General features: G+C 56.1%; 15 protein-coding genes. 7 read left to right on the top strand and 8 right to left on the bottom strand.

Annotated features, from left to right (window positions below):
* Positions 1-178 precede the first annotated feature (178 nt).
* A complete protein-coding gene (locus tag OLTU_RS21555) occupies positions 179-2,524 on the top strand; it encodes a fibronectin type III domain-containing protein (protein WP_141734817.1) in 2,346 nt (781 codons plus the stop codon).
* Here the strand turns inward: OLTU_RS21555 and OLTU_RS21550 are convergent.
* Positions 2,477-4,564 carry a PP2C family protein-serine/threonine phosphatase gene (locus OLTU_RS21550; protein ID WP_141734816.1) on the bottom strand — a complete coding sequence of 696 codons (2,088 nt, stop codon included), beginning with the start codon at positions 4,562-4,564 and terminating at the stop codon, positions 2,477-2,479. The genes OLTU_RS21555 and OLTU_RS21550 overlap by 48 nt on opposite strands.
* Positions 4,565-4,653: 89 nt before the next feature.
* On the opposite strand from OLTU_RS21550, the gene OLTU_RS21545 reads away from it, so the two are divergent.
* The 4 genes from OLTU_RS21545 to OLTU_RS21530 all read left to right on the top strand — a co-directional run bounded on the left by OLTU_RS21545 (position 4,654) and on the right by OLTU_RS21530 (position 9,424).
* Complete coding sequence (locus tag OLTU_RS21545) at positions 4,654-5,895, top strand: MFS transporter (protein ID WP_141734815.1); 1,242 nt, start codon at positions 4,654-4,656, stop codon at positions 5,893-5,895.
* Between the two features lie 72 nt (positions 5,896-5,967).
* Positions 5,968-7,497 (top strand): sensor histidine kinase, encoded by a 1,530-nt coding sequence (locus OLTU_RS21540; protein ID WP_141734814.1) that lies wholly within the window; start codon positions 5,968-5,970, stop codon positions 7,495-7,497.
* A 38-nt stretch (positions 7,498-7,535) separates the two neighbouring features.
* Complete coding sequence (locus OLTU_RS21535) at positions 7,536-7,997, top strand: hypothetical protein (protein ID WP_141734813.1); 462 nt, start codon at positions 7,536-7,538, stop codon at positions 7,995-7,997.
* Between the two features lie 59 nt (positions 7,998-8,056).
* On the top strand, positions 8,057-9,424 hold the full coding sequence (locus tag OLTU_RS21530; RefSeq protein ID WP_141734812.1) for a sigma 54-interacting transcriptional regulator: 1,368 nt from the start codon (positions 8,057-8,059) through the stop codon (positions 9,422-9,424).
* 65 nt (positions 9,425-9,489) lie between these two features.
* Here OLTU_RS21530 and OLTU_RS21525 read toward each other — a convergent pair whose 3' ends face one another.
* The 4 genes from OLTU_RS21525 to OLTU_RS21510 all read right to left on the bottom strand — a co-directional run bounded on the left by OLTU_RS21525 (position 9,490) and on the right by OLTU_RS21510 (position 15,855).
* Positions 9,490-10,773, bottom strand: coding sequence for a hybrid sensor histidine kinase/response regulator (locus tag OLTU_RS21525; protein ID WP_141734811.1), 1,284 nt, complete (start codon positions 10,771-10,773; stop codon positions 9,490-9,492).
* A gap of 143 nt (positions 10,774-10,916) precedes the next feature.
* The gene (locus OLTU_RS21520) at positions 10,917-11,696 is read right to left on the bottom strand and encodes an RMD1 family protein (protein WP_176736834.1); all 780 of its coding nucleotides are present in this window, start codon (positions 11,694-11,696) and stop codon (positions 10,917-10,919) included.
* 71 nt (positions 11,697-11,767) lie between these two features.
* Positions 11,768-14,737 carry a tetratricopeptide repeat protein gene (locus OLTU_RS21515; RefSeq protein ID WP_141734809.1) on the bottom strand — a complete coding sequence of 990 codons (2,970 nt, stop codon included), beginning with the start codon at positions 14,735-14,737 and terminating at the stop codon, positions 11,768-11,770.
* Positions 14,738-14,832: 95 nt separating this feature from the next.
* The gene (locus tag OLTU_RS21510; protein WP_141734808.1) at positions 14,833-15,855 is read right to left on the bottom strand and encodes a hypothetical protein; all 1,023 of its coding nucleotides are present in this window, start codon (positions 15,853-15,855) and stop codon (positions 14,833-14,835) included.
* Between the two features lie 277 nt (positions 15,856-16,132).
* Here OLTU_RS21510 and OLTU_RS21505 point away from each other — a divergent pair, with 277 nt between their 5' ends.
* Positions 16,133-16,357, top strand: a complete 225-nt coding sequence (locus OLTU_RS21505) for a hypothetical protein (protein ID WP_141734807.1) — start codon at positions 16,133-16,135, stop codon at positions 16,355-16,357.
* 69 nt (positions 16,358-16,426) lie between these two features.
* Positions 16,427-17,308: a ketopantoate reductase family protein gene (locus OLTU_RS21500; protein WP_141734806.1), complete on the top strand. Its 882-nt coding sequence runs from the start codon at positions 16,427-16,429 to the stop codon at positions 17,306-17,308.
* A 3-nt stretch (positions 17,309-17,311) separates the two neighbouring features.
* Here OLTU_RS21500 and OLTU_RS21495 read toward each other — a convergent pair whose 3' ends face one another.
* From OLTU_RS21495 to OLTU_RS21485, 3 genes are all read right to left on the bottom strand, one after another.
* On the bottom strand, positions 17,312-17,950 hold the full coding sequence (locus tag OLTU_RS21495; protein ID WP_141734805.1) for a CheB methylesterase domain-containing protein: 639 nt from the start codon (positions 17,948-17,950) through the stop codon (positions 17,312-17,314).
* 125 nt (positions 17,951-18,075) lie between these two features.
* Positions 18,076-18,945: an isoaspartyl peptidase/L-asparaginase gene (locus OLTU_RS21490; protein WP_141734804.1), complete on the bottom strand. Its 870-nt coding sequence runs from the start codon at positions 18,943-18,945 to the stop codon at positions 18,076-18,078.
* Between the two features lie 101 nt (positions 18,946-19,046).
* Entirely contained in the window at positions 19,047-21,002 is a 1,956-nt protein-coding gene (locus OLTU_RS21485) for an ATP-binding protein (RefSeq protein ID WP_176736833.1), read from the bottom strand.
* Between the last annotated feature and the right edge of the window lie 396 nt (positions 21,003-21,398).

The following is a 21,398-nucleotide window of genomic DNA, read 5'->3' as shown; positions in this document are numbered from 1 at the left end:
AACCCATTAGCTCTATAAAAGCACGAAGCCGCCTTTGCAGTAGTCGAACTTATGCATGGGAATATGGAGCTGTATTGTGGAGTTTTCATTGAGATAAAGGCGGATTCTCGGTCGCCCACCGCAACCCGCCGAAAAGATGGAAACAGAATCTTTCAAAAGTTATCCAGGGGTCTCTTACGTGAAGAAATGGAGCAAGGGAATCTGCAGCCAGGCCTTACTCGGTCTTCTGCTGGCCTGCAATCCTGCAGGCGAGACCGATAGGCGTCAGACCGATGATGAGGACCTCGTCGAGAGAACGGCGGGTGTTTCGGTTCCGGTGTCCGGAACGAACCTGGTCTTCTCGGTGGATGAAAGTATTGATGCCGACACCCTGGATGCCTATGTCGTGGGCTATCCGGATACGCTGACCGCGCAAAAGGTTGCAGGCCGCCGTTATGTGATTCGGGATATTCCCGCAGGAGCTCGCGATGTCATCATCACCGGAGCCAGCCCGGGAGCGCGGCTGGTCGATCAAACCTTCGACCGCGGTCTGCGTCTCACACAGGAACTCAAGGATGGTGAAATCGTCGACCTGGGGCACCTGACGCTGCCGAAAACCGGCCAGCTGCAGGGCCGCCTGGAAATGGCCGGTGTTGCCGCTTTCGATACCGTGGCTGTGAATTTCCCGGGCACCAAACTCACGGGTGCCAAACCCGGTGCGGATGGAACCTATACGGTCAGTAATCTGCCGGTCGGTACCCATGAACTGGCGGCCGCGCAGGCGGATAATCCGGTGCCGGCCTCCACCAAGGCCGCCGTCGCCGAGGAAGCGGCGGAAAAGGCCGAACGCGTGGTGATACGGTCCTATCCCAACGTGCCGACCAACCTGGATATCCTCACCCGCACCAATAACCTGGTGCTTTCCTGGAGCACCGGGGGCGGTGATGCGGAGGGTTATCTCGTTTTCAAGTCAAGCGACGGCAAAACCTTCCAACCCAAACATGGGGAAAGTTATAAGCCGGGTGCCGTGGCAGGCGGCGACATCGTTTATGTCGGCGAAACTCCTTATTTTTCCGATCCGGCTGTGAAAAACGGCACCAAATACAGCTATCAGATCTTTGCCTATAACAAGGATCGCGTCTATTCCGAACCTCTGCCTGGCGAGGGCATACCGCGCACGCAGGATTATGCGTACCTGAATTACCGGATTTACTTCGACTCGACCGCGAGTGATTGCGATGGTTTCGGCGGCACCCAGGTTCAGCAGATCCGCCTGCATATCGATAACCTGTGGCAGGTGAATGACTTCAATGCGAACCTGCCGGCCGGTAAAATCGGACCGTATGCGGCGACCATTTCGTCGAATAGTGTCTTTAACAATGCCTATGATGCATTCTATGCGTTCCAGGATAACAACAGCCCCTGGTCGTCGACGGATAATGCGTTTTCCATCACGGATCCCTTTGATGTCGATCCCAACGTTTATCCCAACGGCGTTTATATGAGCGTGCAGTTTGGAAGCACGCCGGTGCAAATCACCGGGATGGAAATTCTGGGCGGCGAGCCGCCTTTCTATCCGCAGTGTGCCCCCGACCGCTATCATCTGGAAGGCTCCAATGATGGCGTCACGTTCTCGGCGATTCCTGGCTCCGCTCGCAGTCAGGTAACCATTGATCGCGTGCGCTATTACTTTGCACCGCAGACGAAACCGCAGACCGCGACGCGTCTGGATCTTTTGGCCAACGAAGGACAGGTGAAGGCTCACTGGGAAAAAGGTGCCGGCAGCGAGATCGGCTTTATGCTCCTGCGGAGTGAAACGCCGGTGCCCTTCAAACCGGAAAACGGCCGACCCTATAATGTGGGCAGGCAGGGGGACTATGAGGTCATCCATGTGGGCAACGCAAGCAGCTTCATGGATCAGGGGCTGAAGAGCGACGGCACGGTTTATTATTATACGCTCCTGTCCTATGACACGGATTTCAATTATTCCACCGCGATCGTCGGGCGAGCCGTACCGGAAGCGCGCAAAACATTCCGTTATTATCGCTTCGTGCTCGATTCGATCCTGGGGGGCGAGGAAGTGCCGAACTATACGGGCTGGACGGATGATCTGAAAGTACAGATCAACGGCCAGTGGATCGACACCTACAGCTTCACAAGCGAAAAGGGAACCATCGGTTCCTATGAAGTGGCGGTCGCGGAATCCACCTTCAATGGCACCGATCGAGGCTGGCAGGTTTTCACGGATGGCAAGTGGCGCACGGCGGATAACACCTTTGCCCGCCAGGGACAAAGCCATGCGGTGGCGAAAACCGGAGAGTTCCTGATTCTGGATTTTGGCAGCCAGCCGGTGGCCCTCACAGGCTTCCGCATCTTTGGCAACGATGCCGTGGATCCGGTGACCGGCGACTTCTCGGATGATATGTTTGCGCAGATCGCCGACGCCATGCATTGGGAACGCTCCGCTGACGGCCGGACGTGGGAGGTGATCCCGAATTCACGCAGCACCAGTCTCGCCGCGGAACCCATCGAGGTCGAGTGGTGAACGTCCGCGATAGCGGACGATAAAGAAGGTGCAATCATCGGCGGCCGGATGGTTTTTCCAGACGGCCTGACCGCGCGCCAGGATGCTCCTGACCATGTCCTCCACCGACTGGTCGCTGTTTTTCAGGCAGTCCCAGACATCACGGGCCTTGAGGTGTTCCCCGGCCGGGCCTTCATTTTCCAAAAGTCCATCGGTGTAAAAAAACAGAAGGTCCCCCGGCCGCAGTTCGATTTTTTTGGGTTCGCCACGGAAATGCTCCCCAAACCCAAGGATATCCCCACGCGCCACCAGCGGATTGACCTTGCCGGCCTGCAGACGGTACGGTGGGCAGTGCCCGCCGTTGAGGAAGTGACAGATGTGAGTCGAGAGATCGAGACAGGCAAAGGTCATGGTCATCGACCGGCTGGCCTTGGATCCGGTGCGGTAGACGAGATCATTGATGCTGCGGGCCATGTCCTTGAGGATAAGACCCGGATCCCCTGTGGACGTGGCAGGATCCTTGATCAGAGTCTTGATGGCGCCTGACACCACACCGGTGAGCAGAGCCGAGGAAAAACCGTGACCGGTCACATCCCCGACAAAGATAAAAATGCGTTGGGCATCCGCTGTCGGATAAATGCCAAACCAATCCCCACCGGTGGCATCCGCAGCCTTATAATGTGCGGCCACGTTAATCCCGGGAAGATGGGACATCTCGGGTAGCAGAGCCTCCTGCACCGCTTGCGCTGCCTGATGCATGGCTTCACGGCGGCCCTTTTCATCGTGTTCAGAAAGAATGCGGAGATGCAGCTCACTGGCAAAGGTGAAGAAGGCGCTGGCACTGAAGGAACCGATCAAGAGTTCCCAGGGAATCACGACACTCAGATGGGAAAAGCAAAACAGGGACACACAGGCGATGACCGCGTTGCCCAGCATGAGCCCGCTGGTCCAGAGCACAGGACTGGCCAGCACTCCGAGGATGCCACCGATCAGACTGAGCACGAGAAGGGTCAGACCCGTGGCCGGGTAGGGATGCAGCCACTGACCGGTTAACGTACTGTTGAGCATGGCCACCATCAGGTAACCGCCCGGTGAATAGCCGAGCGGCGTGTTCACAAAATCGGTGTTGGCTGTGAACATGGCGGGCAGAATCATAATGTACTGGCCTTTTTGCAAGGGCGGCCGGCGGGGAATGCGAAACTCCGTGAGCGGCACGCCTTTGCGCAGGCGGTGCACGGTGCTGCGCAACGAACGCGTTTCCGGCTGCAGTTGCGCCAGATCCAAAAAGTTCACCAGCACCGTCTGACGATCGGTCAATGGCACTTCCCGGTCATTGATCAAAAGTTTCTGATCCCCCAGCGTATAGCGATTGGCGCCGACCAGCGTCCAGTGCGGCACCACGCGGTCGCGCTGCGGGCGGAGCAGCGGCTGCACTTCGCCCTGGCCCAGGTAGATGGCGTGACCAAGATGCTGGAGCAGAGGCATGATGCTTTTGTGAGGGCCATAAAGAAAGCCGGGCGTGACCGGCAGCCAGCGCAGGGCCTCGTCCCAGTTCACGGAGGGCAGGGCCTGGCGGCTCGGATCGAATTGCGGAAGATCGAGCGGAAGGGCATGACGGCCGACGACCGCTTTGCCGGTGAACCAGACGTCCACCACCAGAGGAACCGGAAGTTTCTTCACGATCTCTTCGAAAAGCTTATACTCTTCGTCGAGTTTTTCCGGAGTCGCAAAGAATTTATCGATATAGATGCCGGCCGGCTCGGCGGCGGCCATGCCTTCAAACATCCGGCTCCATTCACCGATACTGAGATCCTCGCGGCCGACATAGTCAAGCGTCGAGTCATCGAAGGCATAGATCTTGATGCGCGGGTCGAGCCGCGGACTTTTGTTCATGAGTATGCGGAACTTGAAATTCAAGGGTGCGGTCAGGCTCCTCTGCAGGTCGAGGGCAAGCTGGGTTTGGGAAAAGATGAAAAAACTGAAAAAGCACAGGGCCTGGATGAGGATCCAGCGCAGCGGGCTGATGTGGATATTCCATTTCCGGGGAAACCTGATATTCATAGGTTCCGCATCGGAATTCCAGATCCGTCCATGATGGTAAAAAAGTTCCGTGTTAAGATGTATACCATCACTCTAAGGAACTCCTCGATATGCTGCCGTCGCGTCGCCAGTTCAACTTGCTCCTCGTGTGTGGAACCCTGCCGGTGATGACAACCGCCAGCCTTGCTCCACTTTTGCCCGGGATGCATCGGGCCTTTCGTGATGTTCCGCAAATTGACGTTTTGTCCCGGCTGGTTCTAACGGCACCGGCCTTATCGATTGCCTTCGGGGCGCTGCTCGCGGGTTATCTCTTGGATCGTCTGGGACGCCGGAGTGTGCTGGCGTTCAGTCTTTTGATCTTTGGTCTCTTCGGTTCCCATGGACTCTGGGCGCAGGATATTCAGTGGCTCATCGGTTCGCGTTTTATTTTTGGGTTCGCCGTGGCCGGAATCATGACCGCAACCGCCACGCTCCTGGCCGATTTCTTTGAACCGCATCAGCTGCGCAGCAAGATGGGACTGCAGGCCGGCATCATGGGCGGCTGGGGAATCATCGCCCAGACAGCCTCGGGCTGGCTCGCCGAAACCAGCTGGCGTTATCCCTTCGCCCTTTTTCTGGCCGCGCTGCCGCTTCTGCCTTTGGTCTGGCTCTGGCTGCCGGAAACCGTTCGGCAGCAGAGCGAGCCCACGGTCACTCATGAAGCGACCGGCCGCTTCTCCTGGCAGACGCTTTGGATCGGCTTTTTTTCCTTTGCCGCCATGGGGCTCTTTGTGGTCGTGCCGATTCAGGCGCCCTTTTATTTTGGTCATCGTTTGGGCATTGGCCCCACCGAGACAGCCATTCTTGTCAGCGTGCTGACCGGAGCCAGCTCGTTAACCTCGCTCAGTTTCGCATTTTTAAAAGGACGCTGGTCGCAAAAGATGATCCTGAGTGTCGGCTTTCTTTGCATGACTTTGGGTTTTCTGCTGCTGAGCCTTTGGACCAGTCGTCTCGTCCTGGCGGCTGGCATGGCCGCGATCGGCTGTGGCATCGGTGCCATCGGGCCCTGCATCAGCGCCTGGATTGCCGCCTTAACATCGCCTGCCTATCGCGGGCGGGCCATGGGTTTGCTGACCGCAGCCAACTATCTGGGGCAGTTTTCGGTGCCGCTCTGGAGTCAGAATCTGCTTGAGCCTTATGGTTATGTTGGTCTGTTTTTAAGCGCCGCTTGTGTCAGCTTTCTTTGCTGTGTGAGCGTCATTCTGAGCTTGCGCAATCTGCGTCTGAATGGAGCCAGCAATTCAGTGGAAATGGTGGTCCTGCCACTCCCTGGTTCAGGGAAAAAAGACGAACAATCCCGCCGCTCTTCATAATCGGACCTTGGTTTTTTTGCGCTCTCCTGCTAGACGAGTAAGTCGGTCTTGTCATGTTCAGCGGGGGTTGTCATGCCTGTGTACCAAGCCAGGTCCATTCGACAAATGGTGCTGCTCGGGTTCCTTGTGGTTCTTCTGCCCGTGCTGGCGGCCTTGTTTTATGGGGCGAACTCACTCAGTTCCATGGCACGCAAACATCGCGATCATCTCGTGACCGCTGCTGATGCCGCAGAGACATCGCAGAACCTCGCCAAGAGTCTTGTCGATCTGGAGCGACTCGCCCGTCAGTATCATCTGCTGGCCGATGTCAGCCTGCTGACCGTGTTCAATGGTGAAGTCGACAAGGTTCTGGAAAATCTCGATCGACTGCGGGCCCTGCATCGCGACAATGATGTCGTGCATCATGCCAATCGACTTGAGGATCTTGCGAAGGAAATGCGGGTCGGGCTGAACACCAGGCCTTCCGACAGCGATAACGATAAGAACAGCGGCAAGGAAAACAATGCCGTGTTTGAAGCCCTGCAGCTCATCCCGCAGATGCGCAGCGCCCAGCAAAGACTCAAGCTCGCCATCGAAGAGGATCTGAAACACAAGGTGGAAACCGCCAAGCAACTGGCCGCAACCACCCAGTCCCGCCTTCTGATCATGGGTCTCACGGTCCTGCCGGGCACCCTGCTCCTCGTGGCTCTCTTTTCCATTTTGATCACGCGGCCCATCAAAACGATTGATGCTACCATCAAGCAGATCGGGATGGGACATTATCCCAGCCAGGTGGACTTGAGAGGGCCGCGGGATCTGGCTATTGTTGCCAAGCGCCTCACATGGCTGGGTCAGCGGCTCAAGGACTCGGAAGCTTCGCAGGAGCGTTTTTTGCGGCATATCTCCCATGAATTGAAAACGCCGCTGGCGTCCATCAAGGAAGGCATCGAGCTTCTGGCGGACGGCATTCCGGGCCCCATCAATCCCAAGCAGCGCGAGGTTCTCGACATTCTGCAAAGCGGGCTCCTGCATTTTCAAAAACTGATCAACAACCTGCTCGACTTCAATCTTCTGCGCGGCAACAAGGCGTTGATGCGTTCCCCCATCATTTTAAGCGAACTCATTTCCAATCTGGTTCGCATGCATCAGCTGCCGGCTTCGCGCAAGGGCATCCAGTTTGAATTGATCGGCGAGCCGCTCCATGTTGCGGTGGACAAGTCCGTGCTCAGTGCCGCGATCGACAATCTGCTCTCGAATGCGCTCAACTTTTCACCCAGCGGGGGCCGGATTATCGTTCGGTGGTACCGGCGGGATGATGATCTGGTCATTGTGGTCAGGGATGAGGGACCCGGGATTTCGCGTGATGAACGGGAAAAAGTCTTTCTTCCCTTTTACCAAGGTAAAGCGACACGTGATGGGCCTTTGAAAGGAACCGGGCTGGGACTCTCCGTGGCCCGGGAATGCGTCAATTCACATGGGGGTGAACTGCTGATAGTTGATGCCGACAAAGGGGCATGCTTTGAGATACATTTGCCCCAGGTTTTACGTCAGGACACTTCCACGCTGTCGCAAAAGAGCGACAGATCACCTCGTCGTTGGACGGAGGCACAGGAATTTTCATGAAGAGAAAGCTCATACTATTGGCTGGGTGTTTTTGGCTAATGTCATGCGTGCATAAGGGAGCGGAAGGCAGTCGTTCGTTGCCGCAGCCCATCTTTCGCTCGGATGTCAGCATCTGGGTCGACTATGTGAACAACCTTGAGGCCCTGGGAGCCAAGGAATTGAAGCATGAGTACGACCGTCTGAGGCGCATCAAGGATCCCGGCTGGGATGATGAACTGCGCCTTGCACTGACCAACAGCGTGCAATCGTTGAAGACTCACAATTATCAAAAAGCCGCCGAAGTCATCAGCCAGGCGGCGGGCAAGGTGCAAGGAAACAGTGATCTCAAGGCCTGGCTTCGCCTCCATGGCCAGCAAATCAACGCCATGGCTGAGCTTGACAAGGATCTGGCCGAGGAAAAGCGTCAGCGCACCGAGCTGGAAAAGAAGCTGAAAGCACTCTCTGACATTGAACGGGACATCAGCGAGCGGAGCAAAAAGGCGGAGATCGCCCGGCCCTGAGACGGTGGCACATAACTTGTAATGTATTGGTTTTTACACCGACCTTGTAGGAGGCTTCCATGAGCGAGGCTGCTCGCATTTTGCTGGTCGACGATGACCAGGGATTTCTTACCTTACTCTCGATGCGTTTGAGTGCCGAAGGTTTTGCTGTGGAGACGGCCTATAGCGGACGGGAATGCTTACAGAAAATCGAAGGATTCTTGCCGGATCTGGTGATCAGTGATCTGCGCATGGACGTCATGGATGGCATGGAGCTTTATGAGAAGATCCACAAGCTGATGCCTTTTGTCCCTGTCATTATGATTACGGCACATGGGAGCATTCCCGAGGCTGTCGCTGCCACGCAACAGGGTGTTTTCTCGTTTTTACCAAAACCAATTGACCGGACTCAGCTTCTGGAACTGATCCATAAGGCGTTGGAGCAGAAGGGTCGTTTGCCTGAAAGTCTGCGGGCGCATTCCGAGGCAGGCTTTGTCACGCGCAGCCCGCGTATGCGCGAGCTTTTCGAGCAGCTCAAGCTGGTGGCGCCTTCCGAAGCCAGCGTTCTGATCACAGGTGAGAGCGGCAGCGGCAAGGAACTCTTCGCCCGCGCCATTCACCATGTCAGCAGCCGCGGACAGGGGCCTTTTGTGGCCATCAACTGCGGTGCGATCCCTGCGGAATTGCTGGAATCCGAGCTGTTTGGTCACGTCCGTGGCTCCTTTACTGGTGCCAACAAGGATCATCCCGGTCTGTTCCAGGCCGCGCGCGGCGGCACGCTGTTCCTCGATGAAATTGGCGATATGCCTTTGGCATTGCAGGTCAAATTGCTGCGCGTTCTGGAAGAGAAAACCATTCGTCCGGTCGGGAGCACTTTAGCAGTTCCAATTGACGTGCGTATCATTTCAGCGACACATCGCGAATTGCCGCAAATGATCCTCGATAAGCAGTTCCGCGAGGACCTTTATTATCGATTGAATGTCATCCACTTCAATCTGCCGTCCCTTCGTGACCGGCGCGAGGACATCCCTCTGCTCGCGGAAAGTTTCCTGCGGGACGTGGCCGCCAAACAGAAGCCGGGCGTCCGCGCCTTTGCGGCTGGTGCCATGGAACTGCTCACGGCTGCCGAGTGGCCGGGCAACGTACGGCAGCTTTATAACGCTGTGGAGAAGATGGTGATCCTGTCTCCCGGTCCGATTATATCCGCGGCTCACGTCCGCTGGTGCATCGGCAGCGAGGCTCTGGAGACCCCTTCCCTTGCCGAGGCGAAGAATCAGTTCGAACGGGATTATCTGATCGAGACTTTGAAGAAAACCCACGGCAATGTCAGCAAGGCAGCACGGGCGGCTAAACGCAATCGCACCGACTTTTATAAGCTCATGGCGCGGCATAATCTGCAGGCGTCAATGTTCAAAATGGGACGGCGTGAAGAGGAAGCAGTCGAATAGTCTTCAACCGGAAAGCTGTCGCAAGCACTTCATTAGGCGCTATCCAGGGTAGCGCCTCTTTTTTTTTACGAGGCGGCGATTCGCATCTTCGCCGAGCCATCCAGTTTGATAGGCAGGGTTACGTGCGCCCGCGTGCCCTGACCTTGTTGCGATTCGATCCGGATCGCGCCTCCCAGCGCCAGCACGATCTTCCGACAGAGGCTGAGCCCCAATCCCGAGCCCGTGCGACTGTGATGCCGGGGATCATCGCCCTGATAGAAGAGATCAAAGCAGTGTTTGAGCTGCTCTTCGTTCATGCCGATGCCGGTGTCGGTGATGTGAAAACGCAGAGCCAGAACATCCAGAACGGTGTGCTTATGGAAGTTGGCATCGATCTGCACTTCCAGGCTGACCTGGCCCTTGTCGGTGAATTGCACGGCATTGGAGAGGAGCTGGAACAGAACGTTTTGAATCCGATCGATGTCGCCGATGAAATTCTGTGGAATATCCTGATCGGCCTTGATCGAAAGGTTGAGGCCTTTTTCATCGCAGGGCGGCTGAAACTGCTTGCGACAGGTTTCCAGCAGAGCCTTGAGGGTGAAAGGCTTCGCAGCAAAGCGGAAATCGTTCTTATCCATCTCCGTGTAAACCAGAATGTCCTCGATGAGACGGGCGAGATGCCTTGTGGAGTCATGGGAATTGCGAATGATCTTGAGAGCCTCCTGATCATTCTGATTGTCCAAAAGGTCCTCGAGCGTCATGAGGATCACATTCAGCGGCGTGCGCAGCTCATGGCCGATGATGCTGAGAAACTCCTGCTTGGCCCGATCGGAGGCTTCCGCATTCTCCCGGGCCTTGCGCAGCTCCTCGACATAGATCTTGTTGCGCGTGTTGAGCCACCATTTTTCCGCAAGGTTGATCACCATTTGCTTCATTTCAGTGACTTCAAAGGGCTTCGAGAGGAAGAGGTATTTGTCATTCACGCCGAGCTCATGGGCGATATCATGCCAGGAATAATCGGAGTAGGCGGAGCAGATCACGATTTCAATATCCTGATCGACTTCGCGAATCTTGCGAATGGTCTGCAGACCGTCCCACCCGGGCGGCATGCGCATGTCGACGATGGCCACCGAATAGGGACGACCCATGGCCACGGATTTTTTTACGAGCTCATAACCATCCTGACCCTGGAAGGCGGAATCAAAGATGAGGTTCAGCTCTTTTTTAATGTTCTGATTGTGGGTGGATGGCCCAAACAGATCCTGCTTCAAGGCATCCAGAAGATCGTTCTTTCGGGATTGAAAAATGGTGCGGATGTTATTGTGGATCTCTTCAACATCGTCGATGATCACGACCCGCGTTTCTTCCATTCCTCAGACCCTCAAAGGCGGTTGCCGGGCATACCCCCGTCAGTCCCAGTATAAAGGAGGAATGCAGGGGCGTCCATGCAGGGAAGGCGAAGCCGCCACCTGGTAGAAAGAACGCATAAGTCAGGAAGGGTGAGCTTAAACGGCTACTTAACGAAGGTCATAATGATTTCGAAAAGAATCAGAAGCACAATCGTCAGTTCCAGCCAGTAAAGCCGTCGATCCCGGGTGGCTTCCACAAGGACCTCAAGCGTTTGCTGAATGAGTTGCAGCTTATATTCCAGTGCCTGAAATCGCTCCGGCAAATCAAACATGGCCCGCAGATCTCCATAGATCTCATCCATGATCCGGTCTTCCCAGATCAGATCGGGTTTGTCCAAAAGGTGAAGAACGCGAATGACGGAACTGCGGAGGGTCAGAGCTTCGGCAATGCGGCGATTGAAGGGACCGAGGAACCAGCGATTGGTTCCGCTGCGGCGCATGGCGGCCACCATGTGATCGACCTGCTTCCAGGCTTCCTCGACCAGGGATTCGTAGTATTCCATGGAGGTGCTCTGCGCCAGCGTCGAGGCGATCACTTCCATGCGATCGGGATTCAAGCGGTCGATAATCAAACGACTGAATTCCACCTGCACCGGGCCGGCCTGCTCCTGCACGATAAAGGTGTCACTGATCGGTTTCAGGGTGGGCACAGGTCCCAACCCCAGCAGCTGGTTCAGCTCTTCCTGCTGAACCTCGGCGGGAACATTCCAGAAGACCACGGAGCCATGATTAAAAATGAAAACGTGTCCATCGCCGATTTTTGCGCTGAGTGAGGCCTTGGGGTCGATGGAGGACTGGGAACTCGTGTATTTGCGAGCGAGCTCCACCATGTCGATACTGTGAGAAAAAGCATAGGAGCGCAGGGAATGGGTCTTGGGCTGCATGAAAAGAACCTCGTCGCAGAAAGAGCCGCTGACCATTTATTGTAGTATGGACAGCAGGATTGCGACAACGATCAGTGCGCTACGCCGCTTTTGCCTTCGTATTCCAGAGTCTTGATCACTTCATCCTTCCAAATCGGGGTGGTGGTGCCAGCCCGGGCCAGCTTCAAGGCCTGGTCGATGAAGTCCTTGCGTGCCTGCTGGACCTTGCTCAGGTGCAGCTGTTTGAAGACTTTGAAGCTGTTGACCCGATTGGGCCCCAGCGTTTCGGCAATCGTCACCTTGTCGATGGCTTCCATGCCCTGGCGGGCCACGACCGTCAGTCGCAACATGGCGGGAGCACAGAACACGGTAATTCCGATCTGACAAACCTTCAGATAGTGCTGCTTTTCATTCTCGAAGACATCGAAGTATTTTTTCACAACCGCTTCGGGATCCTTGATCAGAAGATTGTTTTCCGTATAAACGATAGGCCGGGTCATCATTTCAGCCCGACGGAAGCGCACAAATCCGACGGCCTCCTGAACTTCCTTGCTGGCCTTGCTGAAATTCAGAAGTTTCGGCTCAATCTCAGCCATCCCCTTCAGATCCTTGTTGTTGGCCACATAGCGACCCATAAACGCCAGGGCATGCATCGCCGCGGGATCCTTGGGACCTGCCAGCTGCGTAATCCGTATGGCGCCCGCATACGCGTCCTTGGGTTCGCCGTACTGCTCTTCGATGTCCATATACTTCACGGCAGCGGCAAGCTGCTGAGCCCTGGTGACGTTCGACGCCAGACTTTGTTCCTTGTAAAGGCGCGCCGCCCATCCATAAAGCTTGCGCTTCAGGTAAAGGTCGGCCAAGGTCATGCGAATCTCAGGGACATTCCGCTCGTTTTTATAATCAGTCAAATACCGGGTGTAGAAGAAGAAGGAATATTCCCAGGTATTCCGGTCCGCAGCGCCCCACTCAGCGGCCTGCAGCATCACCTTCGGACGCAGGCTGTAGCGGAGATATTTTTCCACCACGATCTTGCAGGCATTCAATGCGGCCACCAATTTTCCTGTGCCCTTGTAGCCATAGGCCAGGGAATAGGTCGCAGCTGCAATCCGCGGGTCGTTCGCAAAGCCCTGGACGAATTCCTCCAGATGCTTCACCGAGCGGGGAAAGTTCTGGGCCTGCAGGTCGGCCAGGCCACCATTATAGAGGGCATCCGCCAGCCAGGGCTGGTAGTTCATGTTTCGGCCCTTGCTGGTCGGCACCGCTTTTTTCGCGATAAACAGATGAGCAAGGTCGATCACGTCCTCCCAGCGTTTGCCGGCATAGAATTCCGCGAGGAGCAGGCCGCCCGCTTCCATGGCCAGCTTGGAGTTCATGTTGGTCTTGAGCGCCTTCATCCAGAGGTCTTCGGTCTTCTTGTTCTGGCCGAGAGCGCGATTCAAAAGACCGATATGGGCCAGCATAAACCAGTCATCGCCGTTTCTGAGCTGGGAGATGGTTTCGAAAATGCTGAGCAGTTTGGTGCGCTCGCCGGCGTCACCGGCCGCGGCCTTGTCGAAGTAAGGCTGGGTCGGCCATGCCGCGAGGCGACTCTGCGATTCAACCGCCAGAAGATAGTTCTTCATGGGGTTTTCCTTGGCGATGTCGAGGTAAAGGTCCACCGCCTCCTTGAACATATTCAGACTGCGATACAGCTGGGCGACCTTGGCTTTCAAAGGATAGGCCTGCTGCCGATCCGCTTCGATTTTCACATAGCGCATGGTGGTTTGAATGGCTGTCTGCTTCATGGCCGGGGAGGCATTGGCGCCAAGCGCTGTCGTCAGGAGCTGATCCAATACCTTGCGATAGGCTTCCGCTATAGAGGCATAAGTGGGGGTGTCCGGATCGGCGGGTTTCCTTTTGTCCCGGTAACGCTCGCGCAGACTCATAAAGGTTGTTTCAAGATCAGCGATCCCACCGGTTTTCTGGAAGTTCAGGAGTTCGATTTCCCAGATCCGGCCATCGAGTTTGGCGCCCAGATCGCTGTTGCCAAAGGCATTGGCAATCGTGCGATAGAGGGTGGAGGCCTGTTTGTAGTTCTGAGCTTTCAGGTAAGCCAGGGCCTCCTGTTCGCGGAGCGCCTCGACCGGCAGCACACCGGCAAAACCATCGGTCAGGAAACCGGGCGTTTTCTGACCTTTATTGATGCCCGCATGGGTCCAGATATAAATGGAGGTGTTCATGACCAGGTGCTGAATGCCAGCGGGCATGCCGCGAGCCACCTGGATGGCATATGTGATTTTGGTGTCAGCACCAGGCCTGGCCACACCAATGGGATTGCCTTCGGCATCGAGTCCATATTCCACATACGCTTCGGTAAGTTTCTGACCGAGCTTGCCGTAAACCGACATATCCTTGCCCGCCTGGTTCATGTAGTTGAAACCCTGCTGGGCCGTGGCGGGGGAAATGGCGAGGGAATAGCCCACGAGAAGATCGATATTGGCGGCGATTTCCTTTTCCGAAGCCAGCTGCTCGCGCAAGGGTATCATATCCGAAACCCCCTCGCCGCCGTCCGAAAGGATGTACTTCGCCAGGGCGCCCCAGTATAAAGCTTTTTGTTTGTAGATGGGCTTTTTGCTGGCTTCACCATAGGCGACGCTGAATTTTTGCAACCACTGCGCCGCGACCTTGAGTCCGGCCTGATTTTCTTTGGATTGATAATTGGCCAGGAAGTAACCGACCAGAGCCGCGGAATCCCGGGCCAGATTCGATGCGATGGCAATGCTGGGACCTTCATCCTGGCTATCGTTGACCGCTTTCTGGGTGTTTCTAAAGAGTCGCTCGGCATCCTCCTGATTGCCAATTTTCTTGCTATCAGGTTCAAAGGCGGACAGCAGCATAAGCTGTTGTATCTGCGATTCAAACTCATGGACAATGACCGACTCAAACGGTTGACCGGCATTCCCAGCCTGGGCTGTTGGGGCCGCCGCTCTCTTTTGCTGAGCCATCGACACGATCGGCAGAAGGAGGGCCATGCCCACGCTGAGGGATCGCACGATACCCCGAGCTTTATTCTCCTTCATGTTATCTCCTCAACGACGCAAACATTCTCATGATCCGCAGGGTGTATCGGATGCCACCTGGGAAACATGAGAAAGAGTCGGCTAACTGCGGGTCTTTATTCCAGGTTAAGTCTCAGTTGCACGAGGTAGGTTCCGCCGGTTCCGCCTGGGATCCAGGCTGTGCTGATGGCTCTTTTCCTGGGTCTTTTCGAGGTTTCAGGCCCCTCGCCTTCGTCCGTTGCGGGATGCTGCGGTGCAAAGATCAAGGCCTGGGCAACGCCGGCCACGTAGAGTGCGGCAAATACAGTCCCGGCCGAGTTGCGGTCCTCCGTCAGCCCTGCGATATAATCCGCATTCGCCAAAAGAAATTCATCCTTCTCCGCCTGCAGAATATTGGGATTATCCTCCCCCTGCCGGTTTTGAGCCCGTTCGTCGGCGATCTGCTTATCCAGAACCCCATACGAGTAGAGGGCGAACACCTGACCGGCGGCAAAGGCCGAACCCAAAAGATAGGATTCGTTATGGAACTGCCCCAAACCAAAGGGCATGAAATGCATCCAGGAAATCATGCGTCCACTCTCTTCGGATTTGGACGCATCCTTATCCCTGGCTTTTTTCCTTTTGCTTTTCTCAGCCACGGGAGGAGCCGCTTTGGGTTCCGGAGCTGCCGGACGCTGGGCGGGCGCCGTTTCCTGAGGAGCAGGCTTGGGAGCCACCGCCACGGGTACGGCTGGTTTCGGTGCGGGCGGAGGTGCAGTGGCCGCGCGGCCTTCCGGTGTATTGAGCCAACGGGCTTTGATGACATTGAAGAAGGAGACAACGCCGGGATCCAGCACCTCCTCTTCATCGACCGTGACATTGCGATCCGAGCCCAGCGCTTCATAGAAGGTATTGGCCGCGGATTTCTTATCGCCACGCATGTACTGACAGATGCCGATAAATTTCATAATAAAGGCCCGATCTTCCCTGCTTCTGGCTCTCTTGGCCGCGGCACGGAACTGAAGCTCGGCGACCGGGAACTGGTTGCGCATGTAGGACTGATAGCCCTCTTCAAAGGTCTGAGCCTGCAGTGGTCCTGCGAACATCAGTCCGAGGCCAAGGCTGGCGGCAAAAAGCCAATGTGCTTCACAGCGCTTCAATCCATTCTCCATAGTCAAAGACTCTGCCACCTCATTCGGTACTTTTGGACCTAACCTTAGGCATAGTCTTGGGAATTCGTCGGCCCGTGGCCGGCAACTCCTTCGAATGAGGCCGATAAATGCCAAAGTTTGTCGAAAATATTTCCTGAACGTAAAAATGTTTTGTCATCAACTCGGGACGCAGTTTGCCCGTCCAAACGTGATTTTTCGCGGCAAGAAAGGCCTCGAGTTGGACAGGAAATCCGCCGATCCAGGAAATGGAAAGGGGAGGACGCGTATGAGTACCAGCTATTCCGGTGAAAAAATCATGCAGCGGCAACGCGTCTGTCCCAAGTGCAAAAGTTTTGTGACCCACGAAAAGATTAGCGACAAACAGTTCGCCTGCCCTCTTTGTGGCCATCGGGTCAATGGCCCTCCGGTGCGTGTTCGCCGCATTGAAGCCGCCGAGCTGGCTGAAATCATCGCCGCTCAGTTGCGCGAGAAGACGGGTGGCTCGGAGTAGGCCTCTTTTCATTGACGCGAGCGGCAAGAAAGGTTTTCATGGTCCTGCACTCACAGGAAAGGGCAGGCTATGAGAAACGAAACCATAGGCATACTGGGACCCGGTGCGGTCGGGCACATGCTGGCTTTCTTTTTCAATCAAATGGAAGGGATTGACGTTCAGCTGCGCGGCCGCCATGGCCTGTTGCCGACCGCTCAGCCTGTCCATTTTCAGGAAACGGTTCACACTCCCCGTTTAAGCTGCTCAGATGTCCAGCCCAGGCTGTGGTTTGCCTGTCTGAAGGCGCATGCACTGGATGCCGGTCTGCGTACCTTGCTGCAGGATGCTGCGGCGGGAACTCAGGTGATCATCCTCAGCAATGGTTATATTGAACCCCTTCTCACGCCGATCCGTCGGGATTTTCACCAGACGATTTTGCGCAAGGGCCTTGTGTCCCGCGGCATCAAGTCCGCCGAGGACGGTGGTTATGTCATTGGCCCCCGAGGCCAGGTGATCTGGGGTGACGAACGCACACCTGAACCTTTGGAGGAACGAATTGTCAGCGAACTCGGGCGGCACGGCTTTCAGTGGAATGTGAACTGCTGTCGTCTCCGCCGCGAGAAGTGGTACTTCAATACCTGCCTGAATACGCTCTGTGGAGTGAGACGCTATGCGCGCAACGGAATGGCCGCCGAGGAAGGACGCGAGGAGCTGGAAGCCTTGTCGTATGAAGTGCTGGCGCTCGCGCGTGAACTCTGGCCTGACTGGCAACCGTCGCAGCGGGATCTTTGGCAGAACCTTCTGCGTTTGATCGCCAACACAGCGGACAATGAAAATTCGATGGCCGCTGATGTGCGGCTCGGGCGTCCGACGGAGGCCGGCGTGCTGTCAGGCATGGTGCATGAAGCGCATGAACCGGAAGCCTATCCCTTGCTGCTGACCTTGAATCGTAAACTGCAGGATCACGCCTAAATCTCACGGGTCTTCGTCTTTCAGGGTCAGGGCCTTGATCATGGCGCCCGCGATCTGATGGAGGGGAAGAACCTTGTTGACAGCACCGAGCTGCTGCGCAAGCTTCGGCATGCCATAGGCCACGGACGTGTTCGCATCCTGGCCCAAAGTAATGGCTCCACTGTTCCGCAACAGGAGGAGACCCTCGGCCCCGTCCGCGCCCATGCCGGTCAGGATCACGCCCAGCCTGGGTCCTTTCACAATGTTCGCAACGGAGCGAAACAGCACATCCACGGACGGACGATGCCCGTTGACCTTGTCCGCGGAATACACCTGCACCTTGTAATCACCGGGATGTCCGGTCACGGCCATATGGCGATCGCCAGGCGCCACCAGAACCTGGCCCACATCCAGAGCATCGCCATCGACAGCTTCCTTCACCCGCAGTTGGGACAATTGATTCAGTCGGGAGGCAAAGGCACGGCTGAAACCTTCCGGAATATGCTGCACGATCACAATCGGCGGCATGTTCGAAGGCAGATCCGCGATGATGCGGCTCAAGGCTTCGGTGCCCCCAGTGGAGGCGCCGATGGCCACCACAAAATTGCTGTCAAGCTGCGGCAGCCGCGCGGACTTGTCATCTTTCAATTCGAGAGCTTCCATGACCCCGCCTGGAAAATTTCCGTGCTCCGGGTCAGAGGCCCACGTTCGAACCTCCGCCTGGTTCCGATCTTCGGGTCATCGGTGTAATTGATCGTATGCGGTCTTTACTTTCGAGTAAGAAAGCGTCAGGACGATGCCAGAACTTCACCATCAAAGGTGATCGCGAGGTAGCTCATCGCGTCACTGACATAGGCAATGGAAATATTGCCGGCGACATCAACGGCGATCCATCCATACGAGCGTTTGGCGGCCAGGGCTTCGTCATAGCATTTGCGGGCGGCTCCCTCGAGTCCCAGTCCATCCCGCACCCGGGTTTCGAGTCGGGCGGCGAGCGCATCATCAACGATCTCCTCACCGATGCCGGTGGCGGAGATGGCTGCAAAGCGACTCGCGTAATTGCCGGCAACCGTGGCCGAATCGCTGACCCGGCCCGGATCTTCAAAGCCGCGTCCGCCGGTGCTGGTTCCGGCGTAAAGGCGCCCATTTTCACAGACCAGAGCCCCGACTGTATCGCTCACAAAAAATTCATCATGCAATTTCTTTTTCCAGGCCTCGAAGCGTTTCTGGGTGATCAGATTTTCCACAGGCTGATTGAGACGACGAGCCAGGAGCTCATGGCCCGGACCCGTAAGGACCCGCGTGGAATTGTCCTGCAACGCCCAGGCGAGGCGTGAGGGATGGCGGACGTCCGTGATGGAAATGACGCCGGAAAAGCTTTGTTTCCGACCATCCATCACCGCAGCTGTCAAACGCGGTTTGCCATCGGCCTGCAGAGCGGAGCCATAGCCGGCATTGAATTGCGGGTTGTCTTCCAGATGCTCGAGACTGCGGACGACCAGCGCCATGTCGCGCGCACCGGATTTCAAACTGTCCTGCGCGGCCTTGCGCAGGGCTTTGGAGGCTTTCATCATGCCTTCGGACGAAGGGTCCATCGGCCCGGCGCCTCCGTGCAAAATCAGGCAGGGGCGTTCATTGGCGATATAAAGAAAATTCATGGGAGCTCCTTTGGCGAAACTGCCAGCATCTTATAAGAGCGGAACCGGGCCCCGCAAACAAGAAAAGGCGCGACCCTGCAGCTTCGACGTCAGGAAAATTCTCAGTGAGGGCGGCTTGTGCGGGGCAGTTCCACGATAAAGCTTGTGTCCGGTGTGGATTCATCGAGCATGATGCGACCGCGATGATTGCTGATGATGCCCATGGCTATGCTTAAACCGAGGCCTTTGTGACGGAAAGGATCCTTGGTGGTGAAGAAGGGATCCCATATTTTATTGCGCAGACCAAGCGGTACACCGGGTCCACTGTCGATCACCGCCATGCGCACGGTATCGGGCAGCGCCTGCAGTTCGAAGCGGATGGTTTTTTCGCTGGCGTCGTCGAGCGCATCGATCGCGTTGTCGACGAGGATCAGAAGGACCTGAATGAGCTGACCCTGATGCCCTTCCATGGTCGCATCGTCCAGCTCGGGAGTGGCCAGACGGATGCCGCGGCTCACGACCTTGTCGCGGCAAAGATCGATCGTGTATTTGATGGTTTCCCGCAAACTGAAGGTTTTGAAGATCTCCTGACCCTGAGGATCCTGGGAATAAACCTTGAGCGCATCGATCACCGCAATCATGCGGTTGACCGCCTGATCGATTTTACCAAGCGACTTTTCAAATTCATGGATATTGAACGAGCGGCTGTCGATCATCGACGCCAGACGAAAGCGATGACCCGCGACGATGGCCAGTGGATTATTCAATTCGTTGGCGAGCCCATTGGTGAAGGTGCCCAAAGCGGCCATTTTTTCAGCATGCAGCCACTGCTCGTGCAGGCGGTTGGTGGTGTCTGGCGGTGTCCGTTCGGTCTCCGCAGCAGGTGCGGGCGCAACCGATTCGGAGCGCGGAGCTTCCCTGCGGTAGGATGGAAAGCCCAAAAACACCAGAAATCCACTGCTCATGACCTGAAGCCAGAGCGAGGTTTCCGGCAGCCACCAAAGAGGAAAGGCATCGAGCAGAATCAAAACATGAATCATGAGCAGCAGAGCCTGCTGGCCGAACAGCAGGCGGAGCATCGGCGTGCGCAGGTGTTTGTGTCGTGAGGCGCAGCGCTGCCAGGCAAAGAGCAGGACCACGAGCAGCGCTCCCGATGGCAGCATGAAGAGCAGCGATTGATTTTGATGCAGCACAGTAATGAGACTCAGGTCCAGGACCAGAAAGCCCAGGCCAAACCAGTAGGATTTTTGCAGCGGACGCACGGGCTCCAGACCATGGCTGAGGCGACTCGCGAGAAAGAGAATGCTGGCGTGCATGGCACAAAGGATCTGATTCAGCGGCGGCAGGGCTTCACCCAGGGGTTCCCAAAAAATGGCCAGGAATGGCCAATGGGTCATGCGCACCAAAAAGAGCAGCGACAGAAACACGAAGAGCGCCAACGCCAGGGGAATGCTGCGCTTTTGCACAAGACCCTGCACGCAGGCGCAGAGGGAGATAAGAAAAAGTGCTGCCAAAAGAAAGGTCCAACGCAAGGTGGACTGGAAGGACTCCCGCCAGTGACTCTCCGTATCCCAAAGCTCCCAATGCGGATCATGCGGCGCATGGCTTTCCACACTGAGCAGCAGCATGCGCGTGTCCCCAGGCTCGAGCGTCAGAGTATGCGCGGGACGCATGACATCCATGGACAGCCGTCCCGTCGTGTGTCCGGAGGCATGGGTCTGCTCGATGAGGACGCCCTGATCCAGCACAAAAAAGCGGGCACTGGAAAAGAGTGTGGTCGTTAACCGAATGGTCACCTGCACCGGGACCTGCAAACGATTCTGTACGGTGGTTTTCATCCAGATGAGCGAAGTGCTGGCCGCGAAGCGCAGATCATCCGAGAGCGGCTGCCATGCGTCCTCCGGCAAAGCCAGGACGTCCGCGGCTTCCTTGCTTGGACTCAGCAGCATTTCACTTTGTGCATCCAGGGATTCCTGCAGCCGAAATCGATCGATGGCAAAAACGGAGGCAGCCTCTGTCGTTTGTGATAAACAACAAAGCAGAATGATCGTCAGCGACCAATTCCACAGGCTCGTCATGTACATGGCTCCACCTTAGGCCCTCATCGGCTTATGGCTCTATCGGTTGCGCGGCAAGGGATTAAGCGGGAAGATTTTGCCGAGTGCGGGCAAAAAAATAAGGCTGATAAGCTATGCTTACCAGCCCCCGAAAGATGGGATTGTCAAAACAGACACTCAAAAATTCCGCCTGATTCAGTGACCTTTGCATCGAAAGGAAGCAAAGGTGAGCCACGTTCGGAATGGACGTAAAATAAGTGGGTGGGGCAGGTGGTGCAAGCCCTATGACGAGGACTTGAAAAAGTTTTTATTCAAAGTGAAACATTGCAGAAAGCACTGCATTCTGTATCCAGAGCGGGAAATTCTGGAAATTCCAAGGATCATGGTCGCTTATGTGGGTGTTTGGCTTGACCAAGG

The organism is Oligoflexus tunisiensis (assembly GCF_001748245.1).
GTDB lineage: Bacteria > Bdellovibrionota_B > Oligoflexia > Oligoflexales > Oligoflexaceae > Oligoflexus > Oligoflexus tunisiensis.
Note: the sequence above shows the minus strand (reverse complement) of the source record. Positions and strands in the feature narration are given on the sequence as shown.